Origin of the sequence: Pseudomonas sp. GV047, assembly GCF_003058245.1 — a bacterium.
Classification (GTDB): Bacteria; Pseudomonadota; Gammaproteobacteria; order Pseudomonadales; family Pseudomonadaceae; genus Aquipseudomonas; species Aquipseudomonas marginalis.
In genome coordinates this window covers 16,792-41,001 of the sequence record NZ_QCWA01000023.1, presented here as the reverse complement: position 1 = coordinate 41,001, position 24,210 = coordinate 16,792, and the positions used below count along the sequence as shown (strand labels likewise).

Here is a 24,210-nt window from a genome sequence, read left to right as displayed (position 1 = left end):
CTCAACAAGGGTTATTTCCGCAAAACCTAACAGGTGTTGAATTTTTCGCAGCACCCGAGCCCACTGTATTGGCATTGAAATTACCATCTCTCAAATTTTGAATGGCTTGCTGCTTTACTGAATCCGGCAAATTTGAATTTCTGATTGCTGTCTGCGCGTTGGAAACTGCTCCATCCAGCGCATTCGAACCAGGCGTAAACGTTGGAGAAGATGGCACACTTTGAGCACTGCTACGATACTTGTTATCCCACAAAGTGACTTCACCTGTAGCTGAGTTGACAGACACCAGATCTGCGCCGCGCGTACCTATAGCATCGCCGTACCGGACTACCGTTTGATTGGGCAAGGCGGCAACATCATTTGCCAATTTCAACTCGCCGACATAGCCGTTAACCTGGGAGTTAGCAATGTTAGGATTGGAGGAACTCAGCGTTTTTGGCGTGTACTCCAGGCCAGCCACTGGATCAGGTAGACGCGGATCAAGTGGAACACCGTTGCTCACTCGAGGTAAAGCGGCGCCGGTGTCACCTGTCAGGCCCTGCGAGACTTTTGTACCACGCGCCACAGCCCGCCTATAAGCCACCACCCCCGCCGCTGTCCCCACCCCAACCGCCAGCGCGATCTTCAAATTGTCCGCAATGTCCTGCGCCTGAGCGTCGCTCAGTTCCCATTTCGCCTTGAGCGAATCGACCATCGCACCCACCGAGTGCTCGGTCGTGGCGGTCGCTAACATTTCCTGGAATTCGTAGTTGCCGTTGATGAGGTTCTGTACTGCTGCCCGGGCCTCAGGCGAGGCGTCGTCAGCGATATCGCGGATGGCGTTGAGGTTCGCCTGGGTGTTGGCGACTTCCATGGAGCGTGCGGCGCAAGAGTCGGGGTCGGCCTGGCAGCTGACTATCGCGTCAATGTCCTGCTGCAGGCTCAGTTCTATGAATTTGCGCGTCGCGTCTTCGATGCAGGAGGCGTCGGTGCATCGCGTTATCTGCTTGGCGGCTCGCTCCAGTTGGTTGTGTGACAGGTAGTTGTATTGCGTGGCGTTCTTCGCCACCCAACTGCCGGTCTCCAGCTTGGCTGCGTCCGTATCGCTCTGCGCCGCAGCCGCGAGCACGCCGACGATCTGCGAGCTCATGGTGAGCAGGTTGTCGTTGCCCTTGACCAAGTCATCCAGGTGGCCAACCAGCGCTTCGCTCGCCGCCGCAGCCAATGCGCCGGTTTTGAAGTCGCCGCCGGTGGCTTCTGCCAGCAACCCACCGACCATGGCGTGAATCACCACCTTCGGGGCCGAGCCGTCCGCCAGGAGGTTTTTCGTGTAATCCCCGACCAGGTTGAAGCTGGCGGCCGCCAAGGTGTTGAACAAGGCATTTTTCAGCGCGTCACTGACACTGCCGCCCTGCCCCAGGGCTTTGTTCAGCAACACAGAGGTGCCGTTCTGCAGCGCCTGGTTGGCTGCGAACTGGCCGACACCGCTCCAGGTGCCCAGCGAGCCGGATGTAACAATTTTGCCTATGTCGGTCTGGGTGTGGGTGCCGGTCCATCGATCGAAATGGCCCACCGTCAGCCCCGCAGTGATCGCCGAAATCCCATAGCCCTTGATGGCATCGGACGCCGTCACATCCTTGAGAACCGCACCGAGATTGCCCCGGTTATTGACCACGCTGACGCCGGCATTGGTCGACGCGCCGGTGGCTACTGCACCGACCATGGCGCCGCCGACGCCGCCCCCCGCGGCTGCCGCTGCCATGGGTCCGATGACTGCCGACATCACAATGGCAATGATCATTTGCGAGGCGGGGCCCAGCCCGGAGTGGCTGTACTTGAAGCTGTCGTGGACTTCCCTGACCTGACGCCAGTCCACGTCCCCGCGTTGCTCTGCGTCCTTGAGCCAAGCCAATTGCGGGTCGGCCTTGACCATCGCATCGATGGACTGGGTGACGCTCTGCTGGTTGACCTGCTTGATGTCGATCTTCAAACCGTCGACGGCTTTGATCGCAATGGCGCCCCCGGCAACCAGCTGACTCTGGCGCAGCGTTTCGTCAGTGCTGCCCTTGCCCTTGGATGACACCCAGAATGCGTTGTTGTTGGTCTTCTCGTGGCTCTCCTGATGCAGGTCCTTCACCGCTTCGAAGGTCACCGCTCCACCACTGGTGATGGCGATGTCCGCAGCGCTTTCCAGCCTGGCCCCTTGATAAAGCTGGTCACCGCCGCTGATCAGGTTGAGGTTGCCGCCAGTGGTGACCTGGCTGCCCACCGCGCGCAGGTCGGTGACTTCGTCGCGTTGGGTCTTGAGTGCGCCGAAGCTGCCTTTTTTCTTGTAGTCATACAGGCTGTAGTCGCTGTCATTGGCACTCAGCAGCTGCAACTGCCCACCGGCCACCAGATACGCATCCTTGCCGCTGCGAACCTGGCTGGCGTGCAGCACGATGTCTTGCCCCGCACTGGCGGTAAGGGTGCCGCCGGCAGTGAGCTGGCTGCCCACGTGGCGGACCTGGGTGGTTTGCTCATGGACCCTGGCGCCGTCGCGTTTGCTGTTGACCTCATGATCGGTTTCGTTGGCGGCGGCCAATAGGTGGAGGTTGCCACCGGCGGCGACGGTCAGGTCTTTGCCGGCGTTGGCCTGGCTGGCCAATAGCGTGATGTCGCGCCCGGCGTGCAGGCTCAGGTTACCGGCGGCGTTGAGGTTGGCGCCGAGCTGTTCAGTGCGGCTGTGTTGGGTGACGCGGTGGCCGCCGTTTTCCGTGGTGCGGACCTGTTGGGTGTCGGTGACGGCGATAAGGTTGATGTCACGCCCAGCGCCCAGGCTGGCATCGCCAGCGCTATTGATATCACCACGGTTGGTGATGTCGCGACCGGCATTGAGCGTGAGTTGCTGTCCGGCACTGATCCGGCTGGCGGTGTCGAGATGGGTGACGAGGGTGCCGTCGCCCTGATGCCTGGTGTGGGCGGTGCGTTCGTTGATGATGTCGCCGCTCACACTGGTGAGATCGATGTGACTGCCACGGATCTCACCGGCCATCGCATTGCGGATACTGTCGCTGGCCAGCAGGCTGATGCGGTCACCGGCGCTGATCGTGCCGCCATTGAGCAGGCTGCCATCGCTGATGGCGGTCACATCCTGCGAGGCTTTCAAGGTGCCCACGCTGACGATATCGCCACCGCTGACCAGGTTGACATCCCGGCCTTGCACCAGGCTGCCGCCCCGCAGGTTATGGGCATCGACCGTTGCCAGGTACAGCACCGGCACCAGCACGTCTTCGCCCTGCACCTGGCGTTTTTCCATCCACACGATGTCGTGGGTCAGGGCCGCCACCTGCTGCGCGGTGAGGCCGACGCCGACACTCAGTTGCAGGCTGTCGCGGGCGCTGAGGCCGTTGTCCATCAGGTAGCGGAACTGTTCCTCGTCGCTCTCCAGCCCGGCGAGAAAGCGTTGCCCGGTCTTCGCCAGCACGGCGTCACGGATCAGGCGGCTTTCGTAATAGCCGTCCCCCAGGCGCCGCCAGGCTTCGTCGTTGTTGTAGCCGATCTTGTCGAGCAGGTACTGGGAACTGAGAAAGCTGGCAAGGTGGGTGAAGAGGGGATTGGTTTCAATCAGGTAGGGGCTGCCCGGATTCCTGCTGGGGATAAACAGCCCGTATTCACCGCTGGGCAGTTGGAATTCCGGCGGTTGGGTCAGGTCTTCGCTGAGGCGATCAGGGCTCAGTTCGAGGTCGTTGGGGTTGTGGCCTGTTTCGCCCGTCAGTTGCGCCAGGGTGTTTTCACGCAGGGTGCCGTTTTGCAGGTACTCGCTGGCCTGCAGGTTGAGGCTGCCGCCGGCTTGCAGGGTGGCGGCATAGACTGCGCGACCATCCTCGCGCCAGGTCGTGAGTGTGCCGGGGTTGCTGAAGCCCTCCCCTGTCGAGCGCGCCTTGAGTTCGGCAAAGCGCACCGGGTCGAACGGGGCGTTGTTGAAGGCCGGCAGGTCGTGGAACTCCATCTGGTCCCACAGGGCTTTGTCGATGCGCCCGGGGGTGCCGATGATGGTGCTGGAAGTACCGGTCTGGGAGGCCGCGCCCTGGTTGATAAGACGGTGGGCGGCGAGGTGCATGTCGCCATTGGCGGCGAGCAGGCTGTAGCGGTTTTCCAGGGTATGCGCGTCGATACTCAGGTGTTTGCCGGCCACCAGTCGCGCGGCCTGGGTGGAGTTGGGCGCGGCGGTTTCGCGCCAGGTTTCGCTGATATAGATGGTGCCGCGCTTGAAGCTGTCGTCGCCGTCGCAGTGCTGGCCGCAGACCCACTGGATGCTGCCGCCGACCAGTTCGCGTTCGAGGGCAAGGTGGGTGCGGGCGTTTTCGAACTCGCGGGCGTTGATGTGCAGGTTGCCTTCGGTTTCCACGCTGCCGGAGAGGTTACTGAAGCGCGTGCCGCTGAAACTGAAATCACCGACGCTGTAGAGATCACCTTCGAGGTTGCTGAAATGCTCGCCGCGCACGTGCAGGTCGCCGCCGCTGAACAGCAGGCCGGTGTTGGTGACGTTGGCAGTGAGCAGGAAATGGCCCTGGCTGCCGACGCTCCCATGGTTATTCAACTGAGCGGCATTGATCTGCATATGCCGCGCTGCACTGAGCACGCCGAGGTTGTGCAGTACATCGCGCACGCGCAGTTGGATGTCTTGACCGCTGAGGATCTGGCCGTGGTCTTGGGTGAGGTTTGATGCGCTGATGACGGCATCGCCTTTGGCGGCGATGAGGCCGGTGTTCTTCAGATCGCCATCGATCTGCAGTTGCAGATGGTGGTCGCCGAGCAGTTCGCCAGCGTTGGTGAACGTGCCGGCCGCAATACTCAGCTCACTGCCCGCCCCCACGATCTTGCCGCTGTTCTCGACAGTGTCGGCGACCAGGCTCAGATCGCCTTCGGCATGAATCGTCCCGGCGTGGTTGACGGCCTGATGGGCGACAATGTCCAGTTCGCGGGCGGTGACGACCTGGCCGTTATTTCTCAGGGTCTGGCGAGCTTCGATTCTCGCGCTGTCGGCGGCGATCCGGCCGTTGTTATCGAGGCTGCCGCTGGTGATTTCCAGGTGGCCACTGGCGTTGAGTTCACCCTGGTTATCCAGGCGCTGGGCCTGGATGGTCAGCTGTTTGCCCGCGATACGCCGATCTTCCAGGATGCCACTGACAACCTTGCCCTGGTTGCTGACCGAGGTGCCTTCCACGCTCACATTTGCGGCACTGGCCAGGGTTTGCCGCACCACCAGGTCGCCCTGGGCCTGCAGGTCGACATCCCCCATCGCAAAGGTCGGCCCCTGCAAGTCAATCGACTCGGCCCTGGCAGTGAGTGCGCCGACGCTGGTGGTGTGGGACAGGCTCAGGCCGCCATTGGCGTTGATCACAATGTCGCCGGCGGTGCTGGCCATATCGCCCGCCAGCCTTACGCCTACGCCCTGTTCAGTGCCCACCAGGCGAATCGTCCCGGCGTACATCCCGCCGAGTGCGCTGGCGTCGATGGCCAGTTGCGGTTTGGCCCGGCCATCCTCGGCATGGGCGTGGGCCTGCAAACTGTCGGCGCTGACATCGTTACGGCCGGTGATGACGGTGAGGTGGTCGGCATGCAACTGCGCATTCAGCTTGGCGGTACGGGTAATCAGGTCGAACTGGCTGACATTGCGTGCATTGAGCCCGGCGCCCTCCACCGCAATATCGCCGCCCTCTACGCGAAAGTGATCCAGCCGCCCGCCCTCGATCACTGGCTTGCCGGTGGTCAATGTCGCGCGAGGCGTATTGATAAACCCGCAGCCATTGCAGGTGATGCCATGGGGATTGGCGACGATCACCCGCGCGGCCTGCCCGGCCACCTCGGTGTAGCCACCCAAGTGGCTGCGGTTGCCACCGGTGACTTCGTTGAGGATCACGCTGGCGGCTCGCCCTTGCAGGCCTGGGTTGCCGAGGATCACACCCCCCAGTTGGGTGTGTTGCGTGGCCTGGGTGGCGTTGTTGAGGATCAGCCCCTGGCTGCCGACGTTGTAGTCGGTGAACAGGTTATGGGACAGCCCGCTGCCATTGGGCCCGGCGATATTCACCACCGGCACGCCATTGGGTGCATGGCCGACGCTGGTGCCAGGGCTGGCCGGGTCCACGCTCAGCTCTGCGGCGGCGGCAACAATGGGGTTGAGAAAGATGATTCCCGCCAGGCTCAGGGCCAGGCACTGGTTAAACGGGCTGCGCACGTCCATAGGCAAGGTTCCTTGTTGTTATTAGAAAAACAGCTCGATTCGGGCGTAGATCGGGTGTTCGCGGCGCTCAACGACGGCCGGGCGCTCCAGGGAACGGGCGAGCGCCAGCGACGCCGCAAGGTGAGTGCCGCGTGCGCTGAACTCCCAGGCATGGCCGGTAAGGCGCCCGGCCACCTCAGGGTTATGCGGGCCGCGGCTGATCACACCGACGTCGTAGCCAAAGCCCACGCCCACTTCGTGCACCCAGGGGCGCAGCGCATCCCAGGCAACCGGTTGGCGCCAGCGCACCTGGCTGCGCCAGTAGCCGCCGCTGTTGCCCGACAGGTTCTGTTGCTGAAACCCGCGCACGGCACCAAGGCCGCCGACGCTCAGGCGTTGTGGTCCATAGAGTTCGTCTTCGGCGTGTTGGCCGGTAGCAAGGCTGTCGACACTCCAGTACTGGCCCAGCCAGCGAAAGGACTGCAAATAGCTGAGGGTCAGGGTGTATTTCTGATAGCGCGAGGTAGGCGCGCCGCGCTGCCTGGAGAGATCGCGCTGGGCGTCCAGGGCACCGATGCCCTGTTGCCAACCGGCATCGAGATTGAGAAAGGCATTGCCGATTCGGCGGCCATGGTTGAAGCCCAGTTGACGCTCAGTGATGCGATGGCTGGAGGTGCGCAGCAGCGCGTCTTCCAGGTAGTTGCGGGTGCGCAGATGGCTCAGGCCCAGGTTAAATGCCGTCTTGCCCAGGTTATCGCGGTGCAGCACGCGTTCGGCGCGCAACTGCTGGCTGGAGGTCTCACCTGACAGCGCAAAGGCAAACCCGGAGAGGTCGTTACGCGTGCGGTAGTAGCTTTGGCCGTGGCTGAAATTGAAGGTCCACCAACCATACGGCAGGCTGTAGAACAGGTTCTGGCTGTGGGAATGGCGCCAGCGGTCGCTGACGGTGTCGCGGTTGGCCCGCAGGTTCAACTGATCCGCCAGGCCCAGGGGGCTGTCCCAGTCCAGGCCGATACCGGCCTGCTGGCGACCGGTGCTGATATCGCCATGGTTGTTACGGTTGGCCGAGACACGCCAGGGTTTGAGGCGCTCGCCTTTAAGCGTCACGCGACTGCCGCCCACCGCCTGCCCCGGCAGGACCTCAAGCTGCGGCTGGCGCGAGGGCAAGCGCGACAGCTGATCCACCCATTGCTCCAGCTCACGCAGGTCGAGCACCTCACCCACGGTGCCGGGGAAGGTCATGGCGGACTCCAGCGGGCTGGCCAGCGATGAGCTGTCGAGTCCTTCAAGGCGTCCTTCCACCACAATGATGGTCAGCTCGCCATTTTTCAGGTCCTGCTGCGGCAGGTAGGCGCGGGTGGTGACATAGCCGCGATGCAGGTAATGATCAGTGAGGCTTTTGAGCACTGCGTTGAGTTGAGGCCCCCCCAGGCACCGCCCCTGCCAGGGTTCCAGCAGCGCCTGCCGCTGGGCCGCGGACAGCAACGCAGCGCCTTCGACATTGATGCGCGTGAGGGTGATGCACTGGCCGTCGTCCAGCGGCGCGGGGGCGGTTGGTGCAGCGATCTGGCCCGGCAGGTGTTGCAGGTCTTCAAGGCGGCGACGCTGTTCTTCCAACACTTTCTGCTGACGCTCACGGGCCAGTTCACGGTCGCCGGGCGACACGGTGGACGCGGCATAAAGCGGACCTGAAAGCAGCGCCATCCCCAGCAGCGCAGGTCGGAAAACAGCTGGCATCCCTTCACCCTCACACAGGTACTCAAATGGAAAGAGCACCCATGCTGCCGAGGCTGAAACGCTTAAGGAAAAGAGGAAAAGTTACAAAAAGTTCGGCGTTTTTGACGTCGTCGCCCTGCCTGTCACACAGCCGTTCGAGGACTGTCAGAGGCTTCCGAACAATGTAAGTCGAAGGAAGAAATCGGATAGGCAGTGAGACTTGAAGAGCGTGTTTCCTGGTTTTTTCATACGTTAAAAATCTCTTCCCCTACAAACAAAAGAGAAAATTCAGAGAAGATAAGAAAGGAGGTCTGTCAGAGGGGGAAGACCGGTCGCTCAGCCCATGAGCACACAGGCATACCTGAAAGCGACAGGCGTAGAACAACGGGTGATCGCGGCTCTTTTACAGCGTAAAAATCGGAGTTACCCGACGAGCGGCAGGCCTCAACTCAACAACACCACCCCACCCGGCAACTCCGTACACTTGGCCCCATACGCATCCCGAATCAACAACGCCACCCCTGCCAACTGCTGCAGGCTGAACCGCGCCTGGACGCGCCGTTGGCCGAGTTGCTTGTTGAGCAGCACCAGCATCCCCGGGCGGTAGCGGTTGATTTCGTCCACCACCGTGGCCAGGGTGGCGTTGTTGAAGACCAGCACCTGTTCGCGCCAGGCCACGACCGCCTGGGTGTCCACCACCACCGGTTCGCCCAGGCCGGCCGCGTCGTAGCTCAGTTGCCGGCCGCTTTCCAGGCGCACGCTGCGCCCAGCCACGGCCACCGACAGCCAGCCCTCGATACAGGTCACGCACACCGTGCGGTCGGTGTTGCGCAGATTGAAACGTGCCTGCGCCGCGCTCACCCAGCCTTCGCCCGCCAGCACCTTGAGCGGTTGTGCGGAATGGGCGATCACCTCAACTTCGCCTTCGAGCAATTCAAGCCCCTGGCCCACGCGGCTGACGCGCGTCTGGGTGTTGAGTTCCAGGCTGACGCCGTCGCTTAACAGCACTTGGCGCTGTTCGCCGACTTCGGTGCGATAGTCCGCCGTGAGGCCGGCAAAACCACCGGGGGAGCCGACCTGCACCATGAGCATGGCGGCCGATGCGGCAATCGCGCCGCCCAGGAACGCCCGGCGCCCAAAGCTGCGCGGCTGCGAGACTTGCTCAAGCGCCGGGGCCAGTTGCTGCCACATCGCCTTGGCCTGCTCGAACGCCTGGGCATGCTCGGGGCTTTGCGCACACCAGGCCTTGAGCGCCTTGGCATCGGCCACGGTGGCGCGGCCCGAGGTCAGCAGGACCAGCCAGTCGCGGGCTTCGTCGTGCAGGGGGCTGGCGGCGGATTGCCGAGTGGCACTGAGGCTAAAAATGTTCAAGCGCGCAAATACTCACGGTTTTATCAGGGACTCGACTCTAAGACGGTTTTCCGGCCCCGGGACCGAACCGCTGGATCACTTTTCTTTCCAGGCGCTTGGCGCAGTGGCCCAGGGCGGCCTTGATTTCCTTCTCGACCATGCGCGTGGAAATGCCGAAACGCTGGGAGATTTCCAGGTGCGGGGCTTCTTCCAGGCGGGCGGCGATAAGGATCTTGCGGCGGCGGGCCGGCAGTTCGTAGAGCGCCTTGACCAGGGACTGGATTTCTTTCTGGCCGCCCACCACCCGTGACGGGTCCTGGGCTTCGTCGGCGCTTTGCAGCAGTTCTTCCACCTCGCTGCCGGTGAGCAGGCGCGCGTCGGCCTGGCGGCGGTCGGCGGCGATGTTCAAGGCCATGCGGTACAGGTAGGCATTGGGTTGCGTCAGGTTGGGCGGCACTTCCATGCGGTCGACCCGCAGGTAGGTTTCGTGCAGCACATCGTTGGCCAGGTCCTCCGAGCCCAGGCGCTTGCGCAAACGCACCTTGAAGTCGTCGTAGGAGGCCAGGAACAAGCCGACCATCGTACTGTGCCCGGTATTTTTCATCCGCCCCAGGCTCCGTTTGCTGCTGTGCATTCCATGCGCATTCCTGTGGTGTCGGGCATCAAAAGTAAAGTCACCGGTTGACGCAGCGAGCTCGGTGCCGGTCGTTCGACCCGCGTGGTGCCCAGGTTGCGTACCAGTGCTTCATCGCGTTGTTCGTCGCCGGTGGAGCTGACCAACCGACTGTGTTCGATCAGCCCTTGGGGGTTGACCCACACCTGTACCAGCGCGCGAAAACTGCCGGGCCGGGTCAGCGGCGAGCGGCACAGGCTGGTCTCGATGGCCTGCTGCAAGGCCGTGGCGTAGCTGTTGTTGATCCGTGCGGCGTTGCGTGCCGCCGCACCACGGGTGGCAGGCGGCTGGCTGACCGCGGGCAACTGCAAGGTGAACGCATCATCGCGTGCATAACGCGCCATCAGGCCACTCCCCGTCAGCAACATCGCCAGAGCCTCCTGCGCCGTAAAACGTCCGCGCACACTGATGGAACGCCGGCCCCGCGTCAGTTCGCGGTCGACCAGCACCGCCATTCCGGTGGCGCGGCTGTACGCTTGCAGTGCATGTTCCAGGTCCTGCGCCGGCAGGTTCAACAGCAGCAGCGGTGACTCCGCCTGCGCGACGCGACCACCGGCCAGCAGCAACAGCAAGACCAGGGCGCATACGGCGCGCCTCCAGCCCCCCTGTTCACCCCCTGCTCTGCATCGCTGCACGGCCGACGCGCCCTAGAAAACCGTCATCCTGAGGCCAATTTATGAACCTGATGTTACGGTGATAGCAAAAAAAACATCACGGTGACGAGAGGCCCGCTGCACTAGACTTGCACACCAACCGGCCCACCCCCTCGGGCCCGCCAGGAGGCCTTGATGAAACGCTTACCGCTCCTCGCCAGCCTGTTGCTGTGCACGGCCCTGCCCTTGCACGCCCACGCCGGCAACTGCGCCGACGTCTCGGTGGATGACTACAAGGCGCCCGACTATGGCTGCCTGAGCCAGCAGATGGGTAACGATACGAATGCGGCCAAAGCCGCGAAGAAAAACCGCGAGGCGCAAGGCATTGCCGTGGAAAAACGCCAGCCGAACAAGCTCGGCCTGGCCACCCCGGCGGCGACCAGCGTGCGCATGGGCAACACCTTCGGCACCTCGGTGAAGCCGCAGCGGCCTTGAGGTGTTCGATGACCGTTTGAGCAACACAGCACCCATGTGGGAGGGGCATAGGTATCTACACAACTTTGTCTAAACGCTGTCCCCCCGGCAGATAGAGCTGTTGTGGTGAGCGGGCTTGTCGAATCGTCGCACCGCCCGCGCTGGGCTGCGAAGCAGCCCCAGGAAAGAAGAACGCGGTGTATCAGACACTCTGTAGAGGCTGGTTTTGGGGCTGCTTCGCAGCCCAGCGCGGGGCAAGCCCGCTCACCACCACCACCACCACCACCACCACCACCACCACCACCACCACCACCACCACCACCACCACAGTTACAGTGTTCCTCCTTAACTGACGGGCATTTGGGCAAGCCCCCCTCCTACATTGCCCCCAGTGTTTCCCGGAGCAGTTTTCAAGCCGCGTGGCTTTCCTTTTTCAAGCTGTCCATATCGATCACGAACCGGTACTTCACATCGCCCTTGAGCATGCGCTCATACGCCTCGTTGATGCCCTGGATGTCGATCATCTCCACGTCCGAGACAATCCCGTGCCTGGCGCAGTAGTCGAGCATGTCCTGGGTCTCCTGGATCCCGCCGATCAGCGAACCGGCCAGGCTGCGGCGCTCGAAGGTAAAGGGCTTGAGGGCATCCGTGGCGTTCTGGGCGGCGTAGCTGTAGGTCTTGGCCATTTCGTTCACCTGTGTGATCTGACGGTAGAGGTCAGTGGACCAGCATAGACGCTGAACCGTTCAACCGAGCACGTTTGTACAATTTCCATCGCGTCCCTGCCCCTAACCTCACGGCTTTCAATCCCGTAGAAGTGCTGGAGAGTGGGCATGGGCAGCAAAGCAATCAAGGTATCTGTGGCATTGACGCTGCTGGCGAGCGCAATGATGGGCAATGCCTTCGCGGCAACCCCGAGCGTGGCCGTGGCGCCGCAATACGACACCAGCCACGTGTATGTGGCCCCGGCGGATGTGGACCGTTTCGCCCAGAGTTTCCTCGCCACCTTTGGCGGCAAGAGCACGCCCCAGGTGGTGGTGAACGTGCTGCCGGTGCCGAGCAGCACCACCTCGCAACTGCTGCAGACGCCGGCGGGCACGGTGTCGCTGTTCGGTTTCACCACGCCGATCCCGCACCCCTTCGGCCAGGAACGCAACGGCTACCTGGTCAAGGACATGGACGCGGCGCTCAACGCCGCGCGGGAAAACGGCGCCGCCGTTATCGTCAGCGACTTCCCGGACCCGATTGGCCGAGACGCCGTGGTGCAATGGCCGGGTGGCGTGAACATGCAGCTCTACTGGCACACCAAGACCCCGGACTACGCGGCGTTCCAGACCGTGCCGGAAAACCGCGTGTACCTGTCCACCGATCGCGCTGACGCCTTTATCAAAGCGTTCCTGGGCTTCTCCCACGGCAAGGTCCTGGCCGATGACAAACACGCGCCTGGCGTCGATGTGGGTCAGGCCACTGGCACTTACCGTCGCGTCGATATCGAGTCGCCATTCGGGCGCATGGCGGTGCTGGTCACCAACGGCCACCTGCCCTACCCCTTCGGCCACGAGACCACCGGTTACCAAGTGCCTGACCTGACGGCCACCCTGGGCAAGGCCACCGGTTCCGGCGCCAGGGTGTTGGTGCCGGCCTTTGACAGCAAGGGCCGTCGCAGCGCCGTGGTTGAGTTCCCCGGCGGCTACGTCGCGGAAATTCACCAGCTCCACGCCACAAAATGATTCGCCGCACAGGCTGGGGCCTGGCCGTGCTGTGGCCGCTGCTGGTCGGCAGCGCCCACGCCGACGAGCAACCGGCACGACCGGCCATCAAGGCCAACCGCTGGCAGGAGGACTGGTCGGTGCTCAAGGATCCGGCGTTGCGCACGCAGCTGCTGGACAGCTTGAAGTACATCCCGCTGTCCAGCGCCAACCCGTTCACCTATTTGTCATTGGGGGCGACGCTGCGCGAGCGCTTCGAGATGAACGATGCCAGTGGTTTTGGGGTGAAGGGCGTGAAGCGTGATCGCTACCTGATCCAGCGCTTCCAGGTGCACGCCGACCTGCACTTGAACGAACACTGGCGGCTCTTCACCCAACTGGAAGACGTACGCGCCTACGACAAGACCACGGTCGGCGGCGCCGATCAGAACCGCGTCGATCTGCGCCTGGCCTTCGCCGAATACGTCAATGCCTTCGGCAGCGGCACCCTCAAGGCCCGTGTCGGGCGCCAGGACTTCGCCTTCGACTTGCAACGTTTCATCTCATCGCGGGACGGCCCGAATGTGCGGCAATCCTTCGATGCGCTGTGGGCCGATTGGGAGACGCCCAACTGGCGCTTTATCGGGATCGCCAGCCAGCCGGTGCAGTATCAGGACGATCGGCACTTCGACGACACATCCAACCGTGACGCGCGCTTCCACATGCTGCGGGTCGAGCGGCTGGTGGGCGGCAAGAATGAGCTGTCGGCCTACTACGGCGTGTACGAACGCAGTGCCGCGCATTACCTCGACGCGGACGGCGATGAAACCCGCCATCTGTTCGACGCACGCCTGGGCGGTGCGGCCCAGGGATTCGACTGGGACATCGAAGCCATGCTGCAAAGCGGCTCGGTGGGCAGCAAGGATATTCGCGCCTGGGCCGGTGGCAGCCGCACGGGGTACACCTTCGAGAGCCTGACGTGGAAGCCGCGCATCGGCCTGCAGCTGGACATTGCCTCGGGCGACCGCAAGACCGGGGACGGCACCGTCGGCACGTTCAACCCGCTGTTCCCCAACGGCTACTATTTTTCCCTGGCCGGCTATACGGGCTACAGCAACCTGATTCACGTCAAACCGTCGATCACCGTCAAGCCCATCGACAAGCTCAGCGTGCAGACCGCCGTCGGACTGCTGTGGCGCCAGACCACCAGCGACGCGGTGTACACCCAGCCGAACCTGCCCGTCGCCGGCACCGCAGGCCAGGGTGAACGCTGGACCGGTGCCTATGGTCAGCTGCGTACCGACTATGTGTTTACGCCAAACCTCACCGGCGCGGTTGAAGCGGTGCACTACGCGGTCGGCCGCACCTTGCGCGATGCCGGCGGCGATGACAGCAATTACCTGGGGGTCGAGCTCAAGTTCAGTTGGTGACCCCAGGCAAGCACACCCGTACAAGCCCCCGGCCCGGTTTCGGGCAATAGTGAGGCTGGTTTTTCAGTCCCTCAATCAAGGAGTTTTCCATGAGCACATTCGTTGCCAAAGACGGTACCCAGATCTACTTCAAGGATTGGGGCAGCGGTAAGCCCGTGCTGTTCAGCCACGGCTGGCCGCTGGATGCCGACATGTGGGAATACCAGATGGAGTACCTCAGCAGCCGTGGCTTTCGCACCATCGCGTTCGACCGCCGTGGCTTTGGCCGCTCGGACCAGCCGTGGACCGGCAACGACTACGACACCTTCGCCGACGACATCGCGCAGTTGATCGAACACCTGGACCTCAAGGATGTGACCCTGGTGGGCTTCTCCATGGGCGGCGGCGACGTCGCCCGCTACATCGCACGCCACGGCAGTGCACGCGTGGCCGGCCTGGTGCTGCTGGGCGCAGTGACGCCGATCTTCGGCCAGAAGCCCGATTATCCCCAGGGCGTGCCGACCGAAGTGTTCGACGGCATCAAGGCCGGGTTGCTGAAAGACCGTGCGCAGTTCATCGCTGACTTCAACACGCCGTTCTTCGGCATCAACAAGGGCCAGGTCGTTTCCGAAGGTACGCTGACCCAGACCCTGCAAATCGCCATGCTGGCGTCCCTCAAGTCGACCGTGGATTGCGTCACCGCCTTCTCCGAGACCGACTTCCGCCCGGACATGGCCAGGATCGACGTGCCGACCCTGGTGATCCACGGTGACGGTGACCAGATCGTGCCATTCGAGACCACCGGCAAGGTGGCGGCCGAGATGATCAAGGGCGCCGAGCTGAAGGTGTACAAGGATGCGCCCCACGGTTTTGCCGTGACCCACGCTCAGGCCTTGAATGAAGACCTGCTGGCGTTCCTCAATCGCTGAAACACCCGCTCCTTATTTTGGCCGGGCTCGCCCGGCCTTTTTTTGCTCAGGAGAAACGCTGGCTCAGCACCAGGCGCCCTGGCCCGCTGATCAGCAGCGTGGTGAACATGATCAACAGCAGCCAGCCGAATTGCCCTTCCAGCAGCGTCCACTCCGGATGCACCACCACCATCGCAATCAACAGCACCGCCAGAATCGGCAGGCACGCCAGGCGCACCAGCACCCCGGCGATGATCAGCAGCGGGCACAGCACTTCGGCGAAAATCGCCAGCAGCAAGGTGACATGGGCGCCGAGGTGAAACGGGTCTTCGATCTGCTTCAACTGCTCGCTGTAGTTGAGCAACTTGGGCAGGCCATGCACCCACAGCAGGAACAGCGCCCCGCTGCCCCGCAGAAACAACAGCCCCAGGTCCTGGTGTCTTGATTCGTTCATATGCGCTCCGGTGGGTTGACAGGTTATCGACGTCGATTGTGTCCACAGAGCGGTACGCACGCTTGCAAGCCTGTGCTGACTAATCCCCCGTTCCGGCAAATCCCGCGACGATTTCATCGATCACCGCCCGCACCCGTGCGGTGTGGCGCAGGTCGGCGTGGGTCACCAGCCAGACGTCGTAAGGCAACGGCCGCGTGCGCTCCGGCCACAGGCGCACCAACCCGTCGCGCTCACCGGTGAGGATCGGGATTTCGCCGATGCCGATCCCGGCGGCGATGGAGCGGCGCACCAACAGGCTGGAACTCAGGGCGGCGACGATGCGCCCACGGCCCAGGGGTTCCGAGACCAGGGTCATGTCCTTCTGGGTTTGCAGGTACGGTTGATAGACCACAAGATCATGCCCTTCAAACAGGCTGCCCGGCTCCGGCGTACCCTGGCGATCGATATAGGCCTGGGACGCAAACAACCCCACCGGCCAGCGCGCGAGACGCCGGGCGATCAGGTCGGGGCTGTCCGGGCGGGTGTTGCGCACGGCGATGTCGGTCTCGCGTTTGGCCAGGCTCAGGAACTGGGTAGACGCGTCGAGCTGCACGCGCACATCCGGGTGCTGGATGTGCAGGCGCGCAATCGCCGGGATCAGGAAGTCGATGGCCAGGGAGTCGGTGGTGCTGACCCGTACGGTGCCGGTCAGGCGGTCATCCAGGCCCTGGATCTGGCGCTCCAGTTCCAGGGCCGAGCGTTCCATTTTTTCCACCGAGTGCAGGGCGGCCTCGCCGACGGCGGTCAGGGCGTAGCCTTCGGAGGTGCGCAGGAACAGCGTGGCACCCAGGGACTTTTCCAGGGCGTTGACCCGCCGCCCGACTGTGGCCTGGTCGACCCCCAATACCCGTGCGGCCCCGCGCAACGTCGACTCGCGGCAAACCGCCAGGAACACCCGTGCATCATCCCAATTCATGCGGCCTCCTTATGCTGCATATCTGCATCACAGCGACGTGTATTCGCTGCATTATTGCATCCAGAAACCTGGATATGCTGGGCACCAGAGAAAAATACCCAGGACCGCCATCATGTTCGACACTCACGCCCCACCCCGCCGCTCCGTGTGGCTGCCGATCTTCGCCGGCCTGTGCGCCAGCCTGGTCAGCATCGGCCTGGCACGCTTTGCGTACACGCCGTTGATTCCGTCGCTGATCCAGGCCCACTGGTTCAGCGCCAATGACGTGGTGTACCTCGGTGCCGCCAACCTGGTGGGTTACCTGATCGGCGCGCTGATCGGGCGGCCCATTGCCCAGCGCACCTCGAACAGGACCGCGCTGCGCCTCATGATGGTGGCGGTGACCCTGGCGTTCTTCGCCTGCGGCTTCCCGCTGTCGGTGGTGTGGTTCTTCGCTTGGCGCCTGCTGTCGGGGATTGCCGGTGGCGCAATCATGGTGCTGGTGGCGGCGACCGTGTTGCCCCATGTACCGGCCGCACGCCGGGGCCTGGCCAGTGGCGCGATCTTCCTCGGCATCGGCCTGGGCATCGCCGGCTCCGGCACCCTTGTGCCGCCGCTGCTGAGCCTGGGTTTGCAGCAGACCTGGTTCGGCCTGGGCCTGCTGGCCGTGGTGTTGACCGCCGCCAGCTGGTTCGCCTGGCCTTCGGGCACGCTCCATGAAGACGCGCCGCCATCCGGCGCGGCCGTAGCAACGCCTTCCGGCGTGTACCTGCTGTTCGCCCAATACGCCTTTATGGCCGCGGGGCTGGTACCGGCGATGGTGTTCCTGGTGGATTACGTGGCCCGTGGCCTGGGGGCCGGGGCGCATATCGGCGCGATGATCTGGGTGATGTACGGCCTGGGGTCGATTGTGGGGCCGGTCACCTACGGGTTCCTGGCAGACAAACTGGGGGCGCGCTTGAGCATCCGCGTGGTGCTGGTGGTGCAGGCGATTGCCGTCGGTGCGTTGCCGTTTGCCGGCTCGTTGACTGGCCTGGCGGTACTCGCGGTGATCCTCGGTTCTTTCCCGCCGGGCATCGTGCCGTTGGCGCTGGCGCGGGTGCACGAACTGCTCCCCGACCATCATCAGCAGCAGGTCGCGTGGAGCCGTGCCACGGTGTCCTTTGCGACTTTCCAGGCGCTCTCGGGGTTTGCCTATTCCGCCCTGTTCAACGTCAGCGGAGGCCAGCATGCGCTGTTGTTCCTGATCGCCGCCGGGGCGATAGTGGTCGCCCTGGCCCTGGAACCGGGCATGCGCCTGCTGAACCGCCGGCCGTCCGACGCGGTCCCAACCCATACGCTCATCGCTGCAGGTAATCTGAAATGAGGCTTCCCAAAGAAATGACCCTGATCGAAATCACCACCCCCGGTGGCCCCGAGGTGCTGCAACCACGCCGTGCAGATGTACCGGTGGCGGGCCCCGGCGAGATCCTGATTCGCGTGCATGCGGCCGGTGTGAACCGCCCCGACGCCCTGCAACGCGCCGGCAAGTACCCGATGAAACCCGGCATGAACCCGCTGCCTGGCCTGGAAGTGGCGGGCGAAGTCGCCGCGCTGGGCGACGGCGTGAGCGAATTCGCCGTGGGCGATAAGGTCTGCGCCCTGACCAATGGCGGCGGCTATGCGCAGTTCTGCACGGTGCCCGCCAGCCAGGCGCTGCCGATTCCTGAAGGCATGGACTGGATTCAAGCCGCCGCCGTGCCGGAAACCTTCTTCACCGTGTGGGCCAACCTGTTCGGCCTCGGCGATGCGCACACCGGCCAGCGCGTGCTGATCCACGGCGGCACCAGCGGCATCGGTACGACCGCGCTGATGCTGTGCCGCGAATTCGGCATCCAGGCCTTCGCCACCGCCGGCAGCGCCGACAAATGCGCAGCCATCGCCCAACTGGGCGGCGAGCCGATCAACTACCGGGAACAGGATTTTGCCGAGGTCATCGCGCAACAGACCAACGACCAGGGTGTGGATGTGATCCTCGACATCATGGGCGGCTCGTATCTGAACAACAACCTCAAGGCCCTGGCCATGGACGGGCACCTGGTGATGCTGGGTTTCCTCGGCGGCGCCAAGGCCAACGACGTCGACCTGCTGACCATCCTCGGCAAGCGCGCGGTGATTACCGGCTCACTGTTGCGTGCGCGCAGCAAGGCTGAAAAAGCCGCGATTGCCGAACAGTTGCGCGAGTACATCTGGCCGGTACTGGAGGCCGGGCGTTGCCTGCCGATCATCGACAAGGTCTACGCCTACACCGACGCCGCCCAGGCCCATGCGCGGATGGAAGGTGGGGACCATATCGGCAAGATTGTGTTGCGGGTGGAGTAACCAGCAGGCAACACAAAGCAAATGTGTAAGGCGCAAGCAACAACCTGTAGTGAGCGGGCTTGCCCCGCGCTGGGCTGCGAAGCAGCCCCAATAAGAGCGCTGCAGTGTGTCAGGCAGCTCCGGGGCTGTGTTTGGGGCTGCTTCGCAGCCCAGCGCGGGGCAAGCCCGCTCACCACAAAAAGCCCGCTCACCACAGTTAATAGTGTTCCTTCTTAAATGGCTGGCATCAGGGCAAGCCCCCTCCCACATTGACCGCGCTCTTACTCGGAATAGGTGGGGTAGTCGATGTAGCCCACCTCACCGCCACCATACATCCCCTCTTCCCGCAGCGGGTTCAACGGCCAGCCCTTGAATAGCCGTTGCGGCAGGTCCGGGTTGGCAATGAACGGCCGTCCGAACGCAATCAAATCCGCCAGCCCGGCGTCCACCAGTTTCGCGCCGCGTTCAGCGGTGTAGCGACCGGCGTAGATAATGCGACCGCTGAAGGTGCTGCGCACGGCTTCACGGAAGCTGTCGGGCAGCACGGGGGCGTTGTCCCAGTCCGCTTCGGCGATGGACACGTAGGCGATGCCCGACTGTTCCAGCACCTTGATCGCTTCGATGTAGGTGTGGTGGGGGTCTTCTTCCACCAGGCCGATGTACACGCGGTCCTGGTCGGTGCCGCTGAACAACGGCGAGAACCGCACGCCCAGGCGCTCCGGCCCGACCACCTTGCTGACGGCTTCGACGATCTCGCGCAAAAAACGCAGGCGATTGTGCAGCGAACCACCGTACTCATCGTCGCGCTGGTTGGCATGGGCCGAGATGAACTGGTTGACCAGGTAACCGTTGGCCGAATGAATTTCCACGCCGTCAAACCCGGCGTCCAGGGCATTGCGTGCGGCCTGGGCGTAGTGCCCGACCAATTCTTCAATCTCGAGCACGCTCAAGGCGCGAGGCACCGGCGGTTGCTTCAATTCACCCGCGCCAGGCCCGGTCTCGATAAAGGCCTTGGCTTGCCGGGCTTGAATCGCCGACGGTGCCACCGGTGCGGCGCCGTCAGGCTGCAAGGCGTTATGGGACACACGGCCCACATGCCACAACTGGGCAAAGATCACCCCGCCTTCGGCATGCACCGCGTCGGTGACCTTGCGCCAGCCGTCGATCTGCGCCGGGGTGTAGATGCCCGGCGTCCAGGCGTAACCCTGGCCACGGGGTTCGATCTGCGTGCCTTCGCTGACCATGAAACCGGCCGTAGCGCGCTGGCGGTAATACTCGGCCATCAGGTCGGTGGCGATATCGCCGGGCTGGGCGCTGCGCTGGCGTGTCAACGGTGGCAGCACGATACGGTTGTTCAAGGTGTGATGACCCAGTTTGACCGGGGTACTTAAAACGCTGTTAGTCATTGGGGTATTCCAAATTCGAGACGAGCAAAAGCATTGGCGACTGTTGCAAGTCGCCAATGAATGAAAGGGGTAATTAACTTACGCGGTGAGTTTGAGCAGCGCCTTGGCCACGTCACTGGAACTGGCAGGGTTCTGCCCAGTGATCAGCAAACCATCTTCGAGCACGAAGGATTGCCAGTCGGCGCCCTTCTGATAGTTGCCGCCCAGTGCCTTGAAATCATCTTCAATCAGGAACGGCACCACCTCGGTCAGGCCCACCGCCGCTTCTTCCGAGTTGGAGAAGCCGGTGACGCGACGGCCCTTGACCAGCGGCTCGCCATTGACCGCCTTGACGTGACGCAAGGCGCCCGGTGCGTGGCAGACAAAGCCGATGGGCTTGCCGGCACGCTCGAAGGACTCGATCAGGGCGATGGACACCGGCGACTCTGCCAGGTCCCACAGCGGGCCGTGGCCGCCTGGGTAGAACACGGTGTCGAAGTCGTCAGCGTTGACCGTGTCCAGCTTGACCGTGCTGGCCAGGGCCTGTTGCGCGGCAGGGTCGGCGGCAAAGCGGCGGGTCTGCTCGGTTTGCGCGTCGGGCGCGTCACTCACCGGGTCCAGGGGCGGCTGGCCACCGGCCGGGGACGCCAGCACCAGTTCGGCGCCCGCGTCCTTGAACACGTAATAGGGTGCGGCAAATTCTTCGAGCCAGAAGCCGGTCTTGCGGCCGGTGTCGCCAAGCTGGTCGTGAGAGGTCAGTACCATTAATACTTTCATTTTCCAGTGCCTCGATCAGTGAATGTCTGTGTGTCCAGGGCAACCCAACAGCTGTCGGGTCAGCAGCAACGCCTCATCAAACGGCGCGGATGTCCGGGTGATCTTGCTCATCACGCTGGTCCCCAGCCACAGCGCGTACAGGCGCCGGGCCAGGCTTGCAGGGGCTTGGTCGACGTTCAGGGAACCGTCCTCAAGGCCACGCTGTATGGCGATGGCAAGTAAATCGATGGTGCGCGACGTGCCACGTTCCAGCGCCAGGCGCATGGGCTCTGAAAGGTCTGACACCTCCGCACCCAGTTTGACGGCAAGGCACTTGCCCGCATCGGTGCAACCGGTCTGATTGTCGATCCAGGCCTGCCAATAACGCATCAACTTGGCGTGCTGGGATAAACCGGGTTGGTCGAACAGTTGCTGCATGCCGTGCACGTAGTTGTCGAAGTAGGTGTCGAGCAACACGACACCGAAGCCATCCTTGGAGTTGAAGTAGTGATAGAACGAACCTTTAGGCACCTGGGCGGCTTGCAGTATTTCGTTCAAGCCCACCGCAGAAAATCCTTTACGGCCAACAATCAACTGCGCCGTGTCGAGAATGGTCTGCCGTGCACTTTTAGTTTCGCTGCTCATGCTTCACTCCGTCCGATTAGACCAGTCGTCTAGTTCGTTGAGGGAATGTTAGAGGCCGCGCCAACCCCTCACAATGTCATATGCGCAAGGATTCCGGACATGACCCGAAGTCGGTTGCCGTTTTCCCGGCAGCCGCCGACAATCCACCCTCCCACGCCCCTGGAGACATGCGATGCACAGCGTTGCGCTGATGGTTTACCCGAACTTCCAATCCCTGAGCCTCAGCCTGGGCTCGGTGTTCGAGTGCGCGAACCTGCTGCGTGGAGAGCCCGCCTATGAGTTTCACCTGGTGTCGGAAAGCGGCGGCGCCGTGATGACGTCCCAGGGCTTCTCGGTGAACACCTCGCCCCTGCGGCCCCAAGGCTACGACACGCTGATCGTCAGCGGTTACCTGGAGTTTCGCCTGCCGGAGGCCAACCTGCTGGCACTGGTCAAGGCCGCCTCGGCTCAATCGCGGCGTGTCGCGTCGCTGTGCATGGGCATCTTCGTGCTGGCCGAGGCCGGTTTGCTCGACGGCAAACGCACCACCACCCACTGGATCCACGCGCCGGCCTTTCGCAAGCGCTACCCGGATATCCGCCTGGAAGAAGACAAGCTGTTTATCGTTGACGGCCAGGTATGGACCGGCGCCGGCATGAGTGCCGGGGTGGACATGGCGCTGGCCATGGTGGAGAACGACCTGGGCAGCGACCTCGCCCGGCGCATTGCGCGCAAGCTGGTGATCGCCCAGCGTCGGGGCAGCGAGCAATCGCAGTTGTCTGCACTGTTGGAGTTGGACCCCAAGTCCGACCGTGTGCAACTGGCCCTGGCCTACGCCCGCGAAAACCTCACCCATGACCTGTCGGTGGACGCCCTGGCCGAGGTGGCCAGGCTGAGCCCGCGCCAGTTCAGCCGGGTATTTCGCGAAGAAACCGGGCAGACGCCGGCCAAGGCCATCGAATCCCTGCGGGTTGAAGCCGCACGGGCGATGATGGAAACCAGCCGTCATCCGGTGGAAGTGGTGGCCCGCGAAACCGGCTTCGGTGATCGCGAGCGCATGCGCCAGGCGTTTCTAAGGGCGTTCGGGCAGCCGCCTCAGGCGATGCAGCACACCTTTAATGCAACACCGCCCGCGTAACCAGGTAACTCATCAACTGCGGGTCATCCGCCAGCTCAAGGGCCTGCACCGGGCGCGGCAGGTTATCCAGCACCGTACGCCAGAACGCCTGGGACACTTCGTCCTGGTCATAAAACCGCACCAGCCAATCCGCCTCGCCGCTGCACAACACCTGGGTGGCGATGGCGCGGCCGATGCCTTTGCGACGATAGCGCTTGAGGATAAACAGGTCGGCCAGTTCCAGGGCGTCGATGCCCGGCAACTCGCTGCCTTCGATCAGCAGGAAGCCGGCGATATAGCCGTCCACCAGCAACAGGTTGGCGCTCCAGTGCGGGTCTTGCCAATAGCGGTTCAGGTGCTGGTCATGGATGTAGAAACGGCCGTCCGCCTCGACATCTTCCTGCTCCCAGTCCGACGATTCATAGGCGTAGTACTGGTAGAGATTGCGGATCAGCTCGGCTTCTTCGGGGCCGGTCTGGATCAATTCCACGGTGGTTTCAGGCATGGGGCTCTCGGTCAAAAAACGCAGGGCGCCATTGTTCACAAAACCTCGGCGCAGTCCAATAGTGCCGCGAACCTTTCTACTTGCTGAACCGATTGCAAATAGCGGCGAGCCCTGCCGAAGCGCTGAAACATTTCGAATAAACTCCGCCGGTTCGCCACTTTTTCAAGGACACGCACTTTGACCAACGTCTGTACCGCCGGCCTGGATGTGGGCTTCGCCTCCCTGGATTACCTGCAGATCTTTATCCTGGGCGTGATCCAGGGCATTACCGAATTGTTGCCGGTCTCCTCCACCGCCCATATGCGTGTAGTGCCCGCCCTGCTCGGCTGGCAAGACCCCGGTTCGGCGTTTTCGGCGGCCATGCAGCTGGCGGCACTGGCGGCGGTGGTCAGTTACTTCTGGCGCGATGTGCGCCAAGTGACCACGGGCAGCATCGGCGCGGTGCGCCGGGGCGACTACAACGATCCATGGTTCAAGCTCGCGGTGGCAATTGTGTTGGCGACCATTCCGATCGGGATTGCCGGGCTGGCCTTGTCGTCGACCCTGAACGCCTGCAATTCGCCGCTGCGCGGGCTGCTGGTGATCGGTATTTCCTGCGTGGTAATGGCGGTGCTGCTGGCGGCGGCCGAGCTGCGTGCCCGGCATACCCGCGAGGTCAGCCAGATGCGCCTGCGGGATGCGCTGATTGTCGGGGTCGCGCAGATCGGCGCGTTGATTCCGGGCGTATCGCGTTCCGGCTCGACCCTCACCGCGGCCCTGTTCCTCAACTTCAAACGCGAAGAAGCCGCGCGCTTTTCCTTCCTGCTGGGCCTGCCCGCCATCGCCCTCGCCGGTTTGAAGGAGCTGTGGGTGCTGCTGCATGCCGATATGCCCGCCCATGCCTGGCCGCATTTGTTGTTCGGGCTGGTGGTGGCCAGTGTCTCGGCGTTCTTCGCGATCTGGGGCCTGATGAAGTTCCTCGAGCGGTTCTCCACCTGGCCGTTTGTGATCTATCGTGCGCTGCTGGGGGTGTTCCTGATTGTGTCGGTCAGTACCGGGTTGCTGGGTTGATATAACACCCCGTCTCAACCCGGCATCAATCTCATGTGGGAGGGGGCTTG

The 24,210-nt window shown here is 63.2% G+C and carries 19 protein-coding genes and 2 pseudogenes; 8 read left to right on the top strand and 13 right to left on the bottom strand.

The genetic code is table 11. The features are described from left to right. Position 1 precedes the first annotated feature (1 nt). The 5 genes from C8K58_RS31540 to C8K58_RS31520 all read right to left on the bottom strand — a co-directional run bounded on the left by C8K58_RS31540 (position 2) and on the right by C8K58_RS31520 (position 10,495). Positions 2-6,205, bottom strand: a complete 6,204-nt coding sequence (locus C8K58_RS31540) for a DUF637 domain-containing protein (protein WP_108574883.1) — start codon at positions 6,203-6,205, stop codon at positions 2-4. Positions 6,206-6,226: 21 nt separating this feature from the next. Then, positions 6,227-7,921: a ShlB/FhaC/HecB family hemolysin secretion/activation protein gene (locus C8K58_RS31535; protein ID WP_108574882.1), complete on the bottom strand. Its 1,695-nt coding sequence runs from the start codon at positions 7,919-7,921 to the stop codon at positions 6,227-6,229. Positions 7,922-8,344: 423 nt separating this feature from the next. Continuing rightward, complete coding sequence (locus tag C8K58_RS31530; RefSeq protein WP_027607554.1) at positions 8,345-9,271, bottom strand: FecR family protein; 927 nt, start codon at positions 9,269-9,271, stop codon at positions 8,345-8,347. Positions 9,272-9,308: 37 nt separating this feature from the next. Then, positions 9,309-9,854 carry an RNA polymerase sigma factor gene (locus C8K58_RS31525; RefSeq protein ID WP_098479778.1) on the bottom strand — a complete coding sequence of 182 codons (546 nt, stop codon included), beginning with the start codon at positions 9,852-9,854 and terminating at the stop codon, positions 9,309-9,311. Then, positions 9,851-10,495: a secretin and TonB N-terminal domain-containing protein gene (locus C8K58_RS31520; RefSeq protein WP_098479779.1), complete on the bottom strand. Its 645-nt coding sequence runs from the start codon at positions 10,493-10,495 to the stop codon at positions 9,851-9,853. Before C8K58_RS31520 ends, C8K58_RS31525 begins: the two co-directional genes overlap by 4 nt. A 216-nt stretch (positions 10,496-10,711) precedes the next feature. Between C8K58_RS31520 and C8K58_RS31515 the strand changes: the two genes are divergently transcribed. Further along, positions 10,712-11,011: a hypothetical protein gene (locus C8K58_RS31515; RefSeq protein ID WP_108574881.1), complete on the top strand. Its 300-nt coding sequence runs from the start codon at positions 10,712-10,714 to the stop codon at positions 11,009-11,011. A 181-nt stretch (positions 11,012-11,192) separates the two neighbouring features. Here C8K58_RS31515 and C8K58_RS32920 read toward each other — a convergent pair whose 3' ends face one another. Together C8K58_RS32920 and C8K58_RS31510 are read right to left on the bottom strand one after the other, a co-directional pair. Continuing rightward, the gene (locus C8K58_RS32920; protein WP_305890823.1) at positions 11,193-11,318 is read right to left on the bottom strand and encodes a hypothetical protein; all 126 of its coding nucleotides are present in this window, start codon (positions 11,316-11,318) and stop codon (positions 11,193-11,195) included. 82 nt (positions 11,319-11,400) lie between these two features. Beyond that, positions 11,401-11,610, bottom strand: a pseudogene (locus C8K58_RS31510) (NAD(P)-dependent alcohol dehydrogenase); the annotation flags it as partial. 213 nt (positions 11,611-11,823) lie between these two features. On the opposite strand from C8K58_RS31510, the gene C8K58_RS31505 reads away from it, so the two are divergent. The 3 genes from C8K58_RS31505 to C8K58_RS31495 all read left to right on the top strand — a co-directional run bounded on the left by C8K58_RS31505 (position 11,824) and on the right by C8K58_RS31495 (position 15,016). Beyond that, complete coding sequence (locus tag C8K58_RS31505; protein ID WP_092359741.1) at positions 11,824-12,720, top strand: VOC family protein; 897 nt, start codon at positions 11,824-11,826, stop codon at positions 12,718-12,720. Continuing rightward, entirely contained in the window at positions 12,717-14,108 is a 1,392-nt protein-coding gene (locus C8K58_RS31500; RefSeq protein WP_092359739.1) for an alginate export family protein, read from the top strand. The genes C8K58_RS31505 and C8K58_RS31500 overlap by 4 nt, the downstream gene beginning before the upstream one ends. 89 nt (positions 14,109-14,197) lie before the next feature. After that, positions 14,198-15,016: an alpha/beta fold hydrolase gene (locus C8K58_RS31495; RefSeq protein ID WP_027607561.1), complete on the top strand. Its 819-nt coding sequence runs from the start codon at positions 14,198-14,200 to the stop codon at positions 15,014-15,016. 46 nt (positions 15,017-15,062) lie between these two features. On the opposite strand, the gene C8K58_RS31490 is transcribed toward C8K58_RS31495, so the two are convergent. Next, entirely contained in the window at positions 15,063-15,449 is a 387-nt protein-coding gene (locus C8K58_RS31490; RefSeq protein ID WP_092359737.1) for a DoxX family protein, read from the bottom strand. Between the two features lie 79 nt (positions 15,450-15,528). Continuing rightward, on the bottom strand, positions 15,529-16,404 hold the full coding sequence (locus C8K58_RS31485) for a LysR family transcriptional regulator (RefSeq protein WP_108574880.1): 876 nt from the start codon (positions 16,402-16,404) through the stop codon (positions 15,529-15,531). A gap of 112 nt (positions 16,405-16,516) precedes the next feature. On the opposite strand from C8K58_RS31485, the gene C8K58_RS31480 reads away from it, so the two are divergent. Then, positions 16,517-17,749 carry a YbfB/YjiJ family MFS transporter gene (locus C8K58_RS31480; RefSeq protein ID WP_108574879.1) on the top strand — a complete coding sequence of 411 codons (1,233 nt, stop codon included), beginning with the start codon at positions 16,517-16,519 and terminating at the stop codon, positions 17,747-17,749. Further along, on the top strand, positions 17,746-18,744 hold the full coding sequence (locus C8K58_RS31475; RefSeq protein WP_108574878.1) for an NAD(P)H-quinone oxidoreductase: 999 nt from the start codon (positions 17,746-17,748) through the stop codon (positions 18,742-18,744). Before C8K58_RS31480 ends, C8K58_RS31475 begins: the two co-directional genes overlap by 4 nt. Before the next feature lie 260 nt (positions 18,745-19,004). Here C8K58_RS31475 and C8K58_RS31470 read toward each other — a convergent pair whose 3' ends face one another. The 3 genes and pseudogenes from C8K58_RS31470 to C8K58_RS31460 form a co-directional block, all read right to left on the bottom strand. Continuing rightward, positions 19,005-20,129: an alkene reductase gene (locus C8K58_RS31470; protein ID WP_027607566.1), complete on the bottom strand. Its 1,125-nt coding sequence runs from the start codon at positions 20,127-20,129 to the stop codon at positions 19,005-19,007. A gap of 78 nt (positions 20,130-20,207) precedes the next feature. Further along, positions 20,208-20,885, bottom strand: a complete 678-nt coding sequence (locus tag C8K58_RS31465) for a type 1 glutamine amidotransferase domain-containing protein (protein WP_027607567.1) — start codon at positions 20,883-20,885, stop codon at positions 20,208-20,210. Next, positions 20,882-21,509, bottom strand: a pseudogene (locus C8K58_RS31460) (TetR/AcrR family transcriptional regulator). The gene C8K58_RS31465 and the pseudogene C8K58_RS31460 overlap by 4 nt, the downstream one beginning before the upstream one ends. A 172-nt stretch (positions 21,510-21,681) precedes the next feature. Here C8K58_RS31460 and C8K58_RS31455 point away from each other — a divergent pair. After that, positions 21,682-22,626: a GlxA family transcriptional regulator gene (locus C8K58_RS31455; protein ID WP_027607569.1), complete on the top strand. Its 945-nt coding sequence runs from the start codon at positions 21,682-21,684 to the stop codon at positions 22,624-22,626. Here C8K58_RS31455 and C8K58_RS31450 read toward each other — a convergent pair. Continuing rightward, a complete protein-coding gene (locus tag C8K58_RS31450; protein ID WP_043293772.1) occupies positions 22,604-23,110 on the bottom strand; it encodes a GNAT family N-acetyltransferase in 507 nt (168 codons plus the stop codon). The two genes, C8K58_RS31455 and C8K58_RS31450, sit on opposite strands and share 23 nt — an antisense overlap. A gap of 177 nt (positions 23,111-23,287) precedes the next feature. Between C8K58_RS31450 and C8K58_RS31445 the strand changes: the two genes are divergently transcribed. After that, positions 23,288-24,160, top strand: a complete 873-nt coding sequence (locus C8K58_RS31445) for an undecaprenyl-diphosphate phosphatase (protein ID WP_108574877.1) — start codon at positions 23,288-23,290, stop codon at positions 24,158-24,160. Positions 24,161-24,210 lie beyond the last annotated feature (50 nt).

Coding starts and splice junctions, on each gene's coding strand:
- C8K58_RS31540 (WP_108574883.1), bottom strand. CDS start 6,205: ATGGACGTGCGCAGCCCGTTTAACCAGTGCCTGGCCCTGAGCCTGGCG.
- C8K58_RS31535 (WP_108574882.1), bottom strand. CDS start 7,921: ATGCCAGCTGTTTTCCGACCTGCGCTGCTGGGGATGGCGCTGCTTTCA.
- C8K58_RS31525 (WP_098479778.1), bottom strand. CDS start 9,854: ATGAAAAATACCGGGCACAGTACGATGGTCGGCTTGTTCCTGGCCTCC.
- C8K58_RS31515 (WP_108574881.1), top strand. CDS start 10,712: ATGAAACGCTTACCGCTCCTCGCCAGCCTGTTGCTGTGCACGGCCCTG.
- C8K58_RS31505 (WP_092359741.1), top strand. CDS start 11,824: ATGGGCAGCAAAGCAATCAAGGTATCTGTGGCATTGACGCTGCTGGCG.
- C8K58_RS31500 (WP_092359739.1), top strand. CDS start 12,717: ATGATTCGCCGCACAGGCTGGGGCCTGGCCGTGCTGTGGCCGCTGCTG.
- C8K58_RS31495 (WP_027607561.1), top strand. CDS start 14,198: ATGAGCACATTCGTTGCCAAAGACGGTACCCAGATCTACTTCAAGGAT.
- C8K58_RS31490 (WP_092359737.1), bottom strand. CDS start 15,449: ATGAACGAATCAAGACACCAGGACCTGGGGCTGTTGTTTCTGCGGGGC.
- C8K58_RS31485 (WP_108574880.1), bottom strand. CDS start 16,404: ATGAATTGGGATGATGCACGGGTGTTCCTGGCGGTTTGCCGCGAGTCG.
- C8K58_RS31480 (WP_108574879.1), top strand. CDS start 16,517: ATGTTCGACACTCACGCCCCACCCCGCCGCTCCGTGTGGCTGCCGATC.
- C8K58_RS31475 (WP_108574878.1), top strand. CDS start 17,746: ATGAGGCTTCCCAAAGAAATGACCCTGATCGAAATCACCACCCCCGGT.
- C8K58_RS31470 (WP_027607566.1), bottom strand. CDS start 20,129: ATGACTAACAGCGTTTTAAGTACCCCGGTCAAACTGGGTCATCACACC.
- C8K58_RS31465 (WP_027607567.1), bottom strand. CDS start 20,885: ATGAAAGTATTAATGGTACTGACCTCTCACGACCAGCTTGGCGACACC.
- C8K58_RS31455 (WP_027607569.1), top strand. CDS start 21,682: ATGCACAGCGTTGCGCTGATGGTTTACCCGAACTTCCAATCCCTGAGC.
- C8K58_RS31450 (WP_043293772.1), bottom strand. CDS start 23,110: ATGCCTGAAACCACCGTGGAATTGATCCAGACCGGCCCCGAAGAAGCC.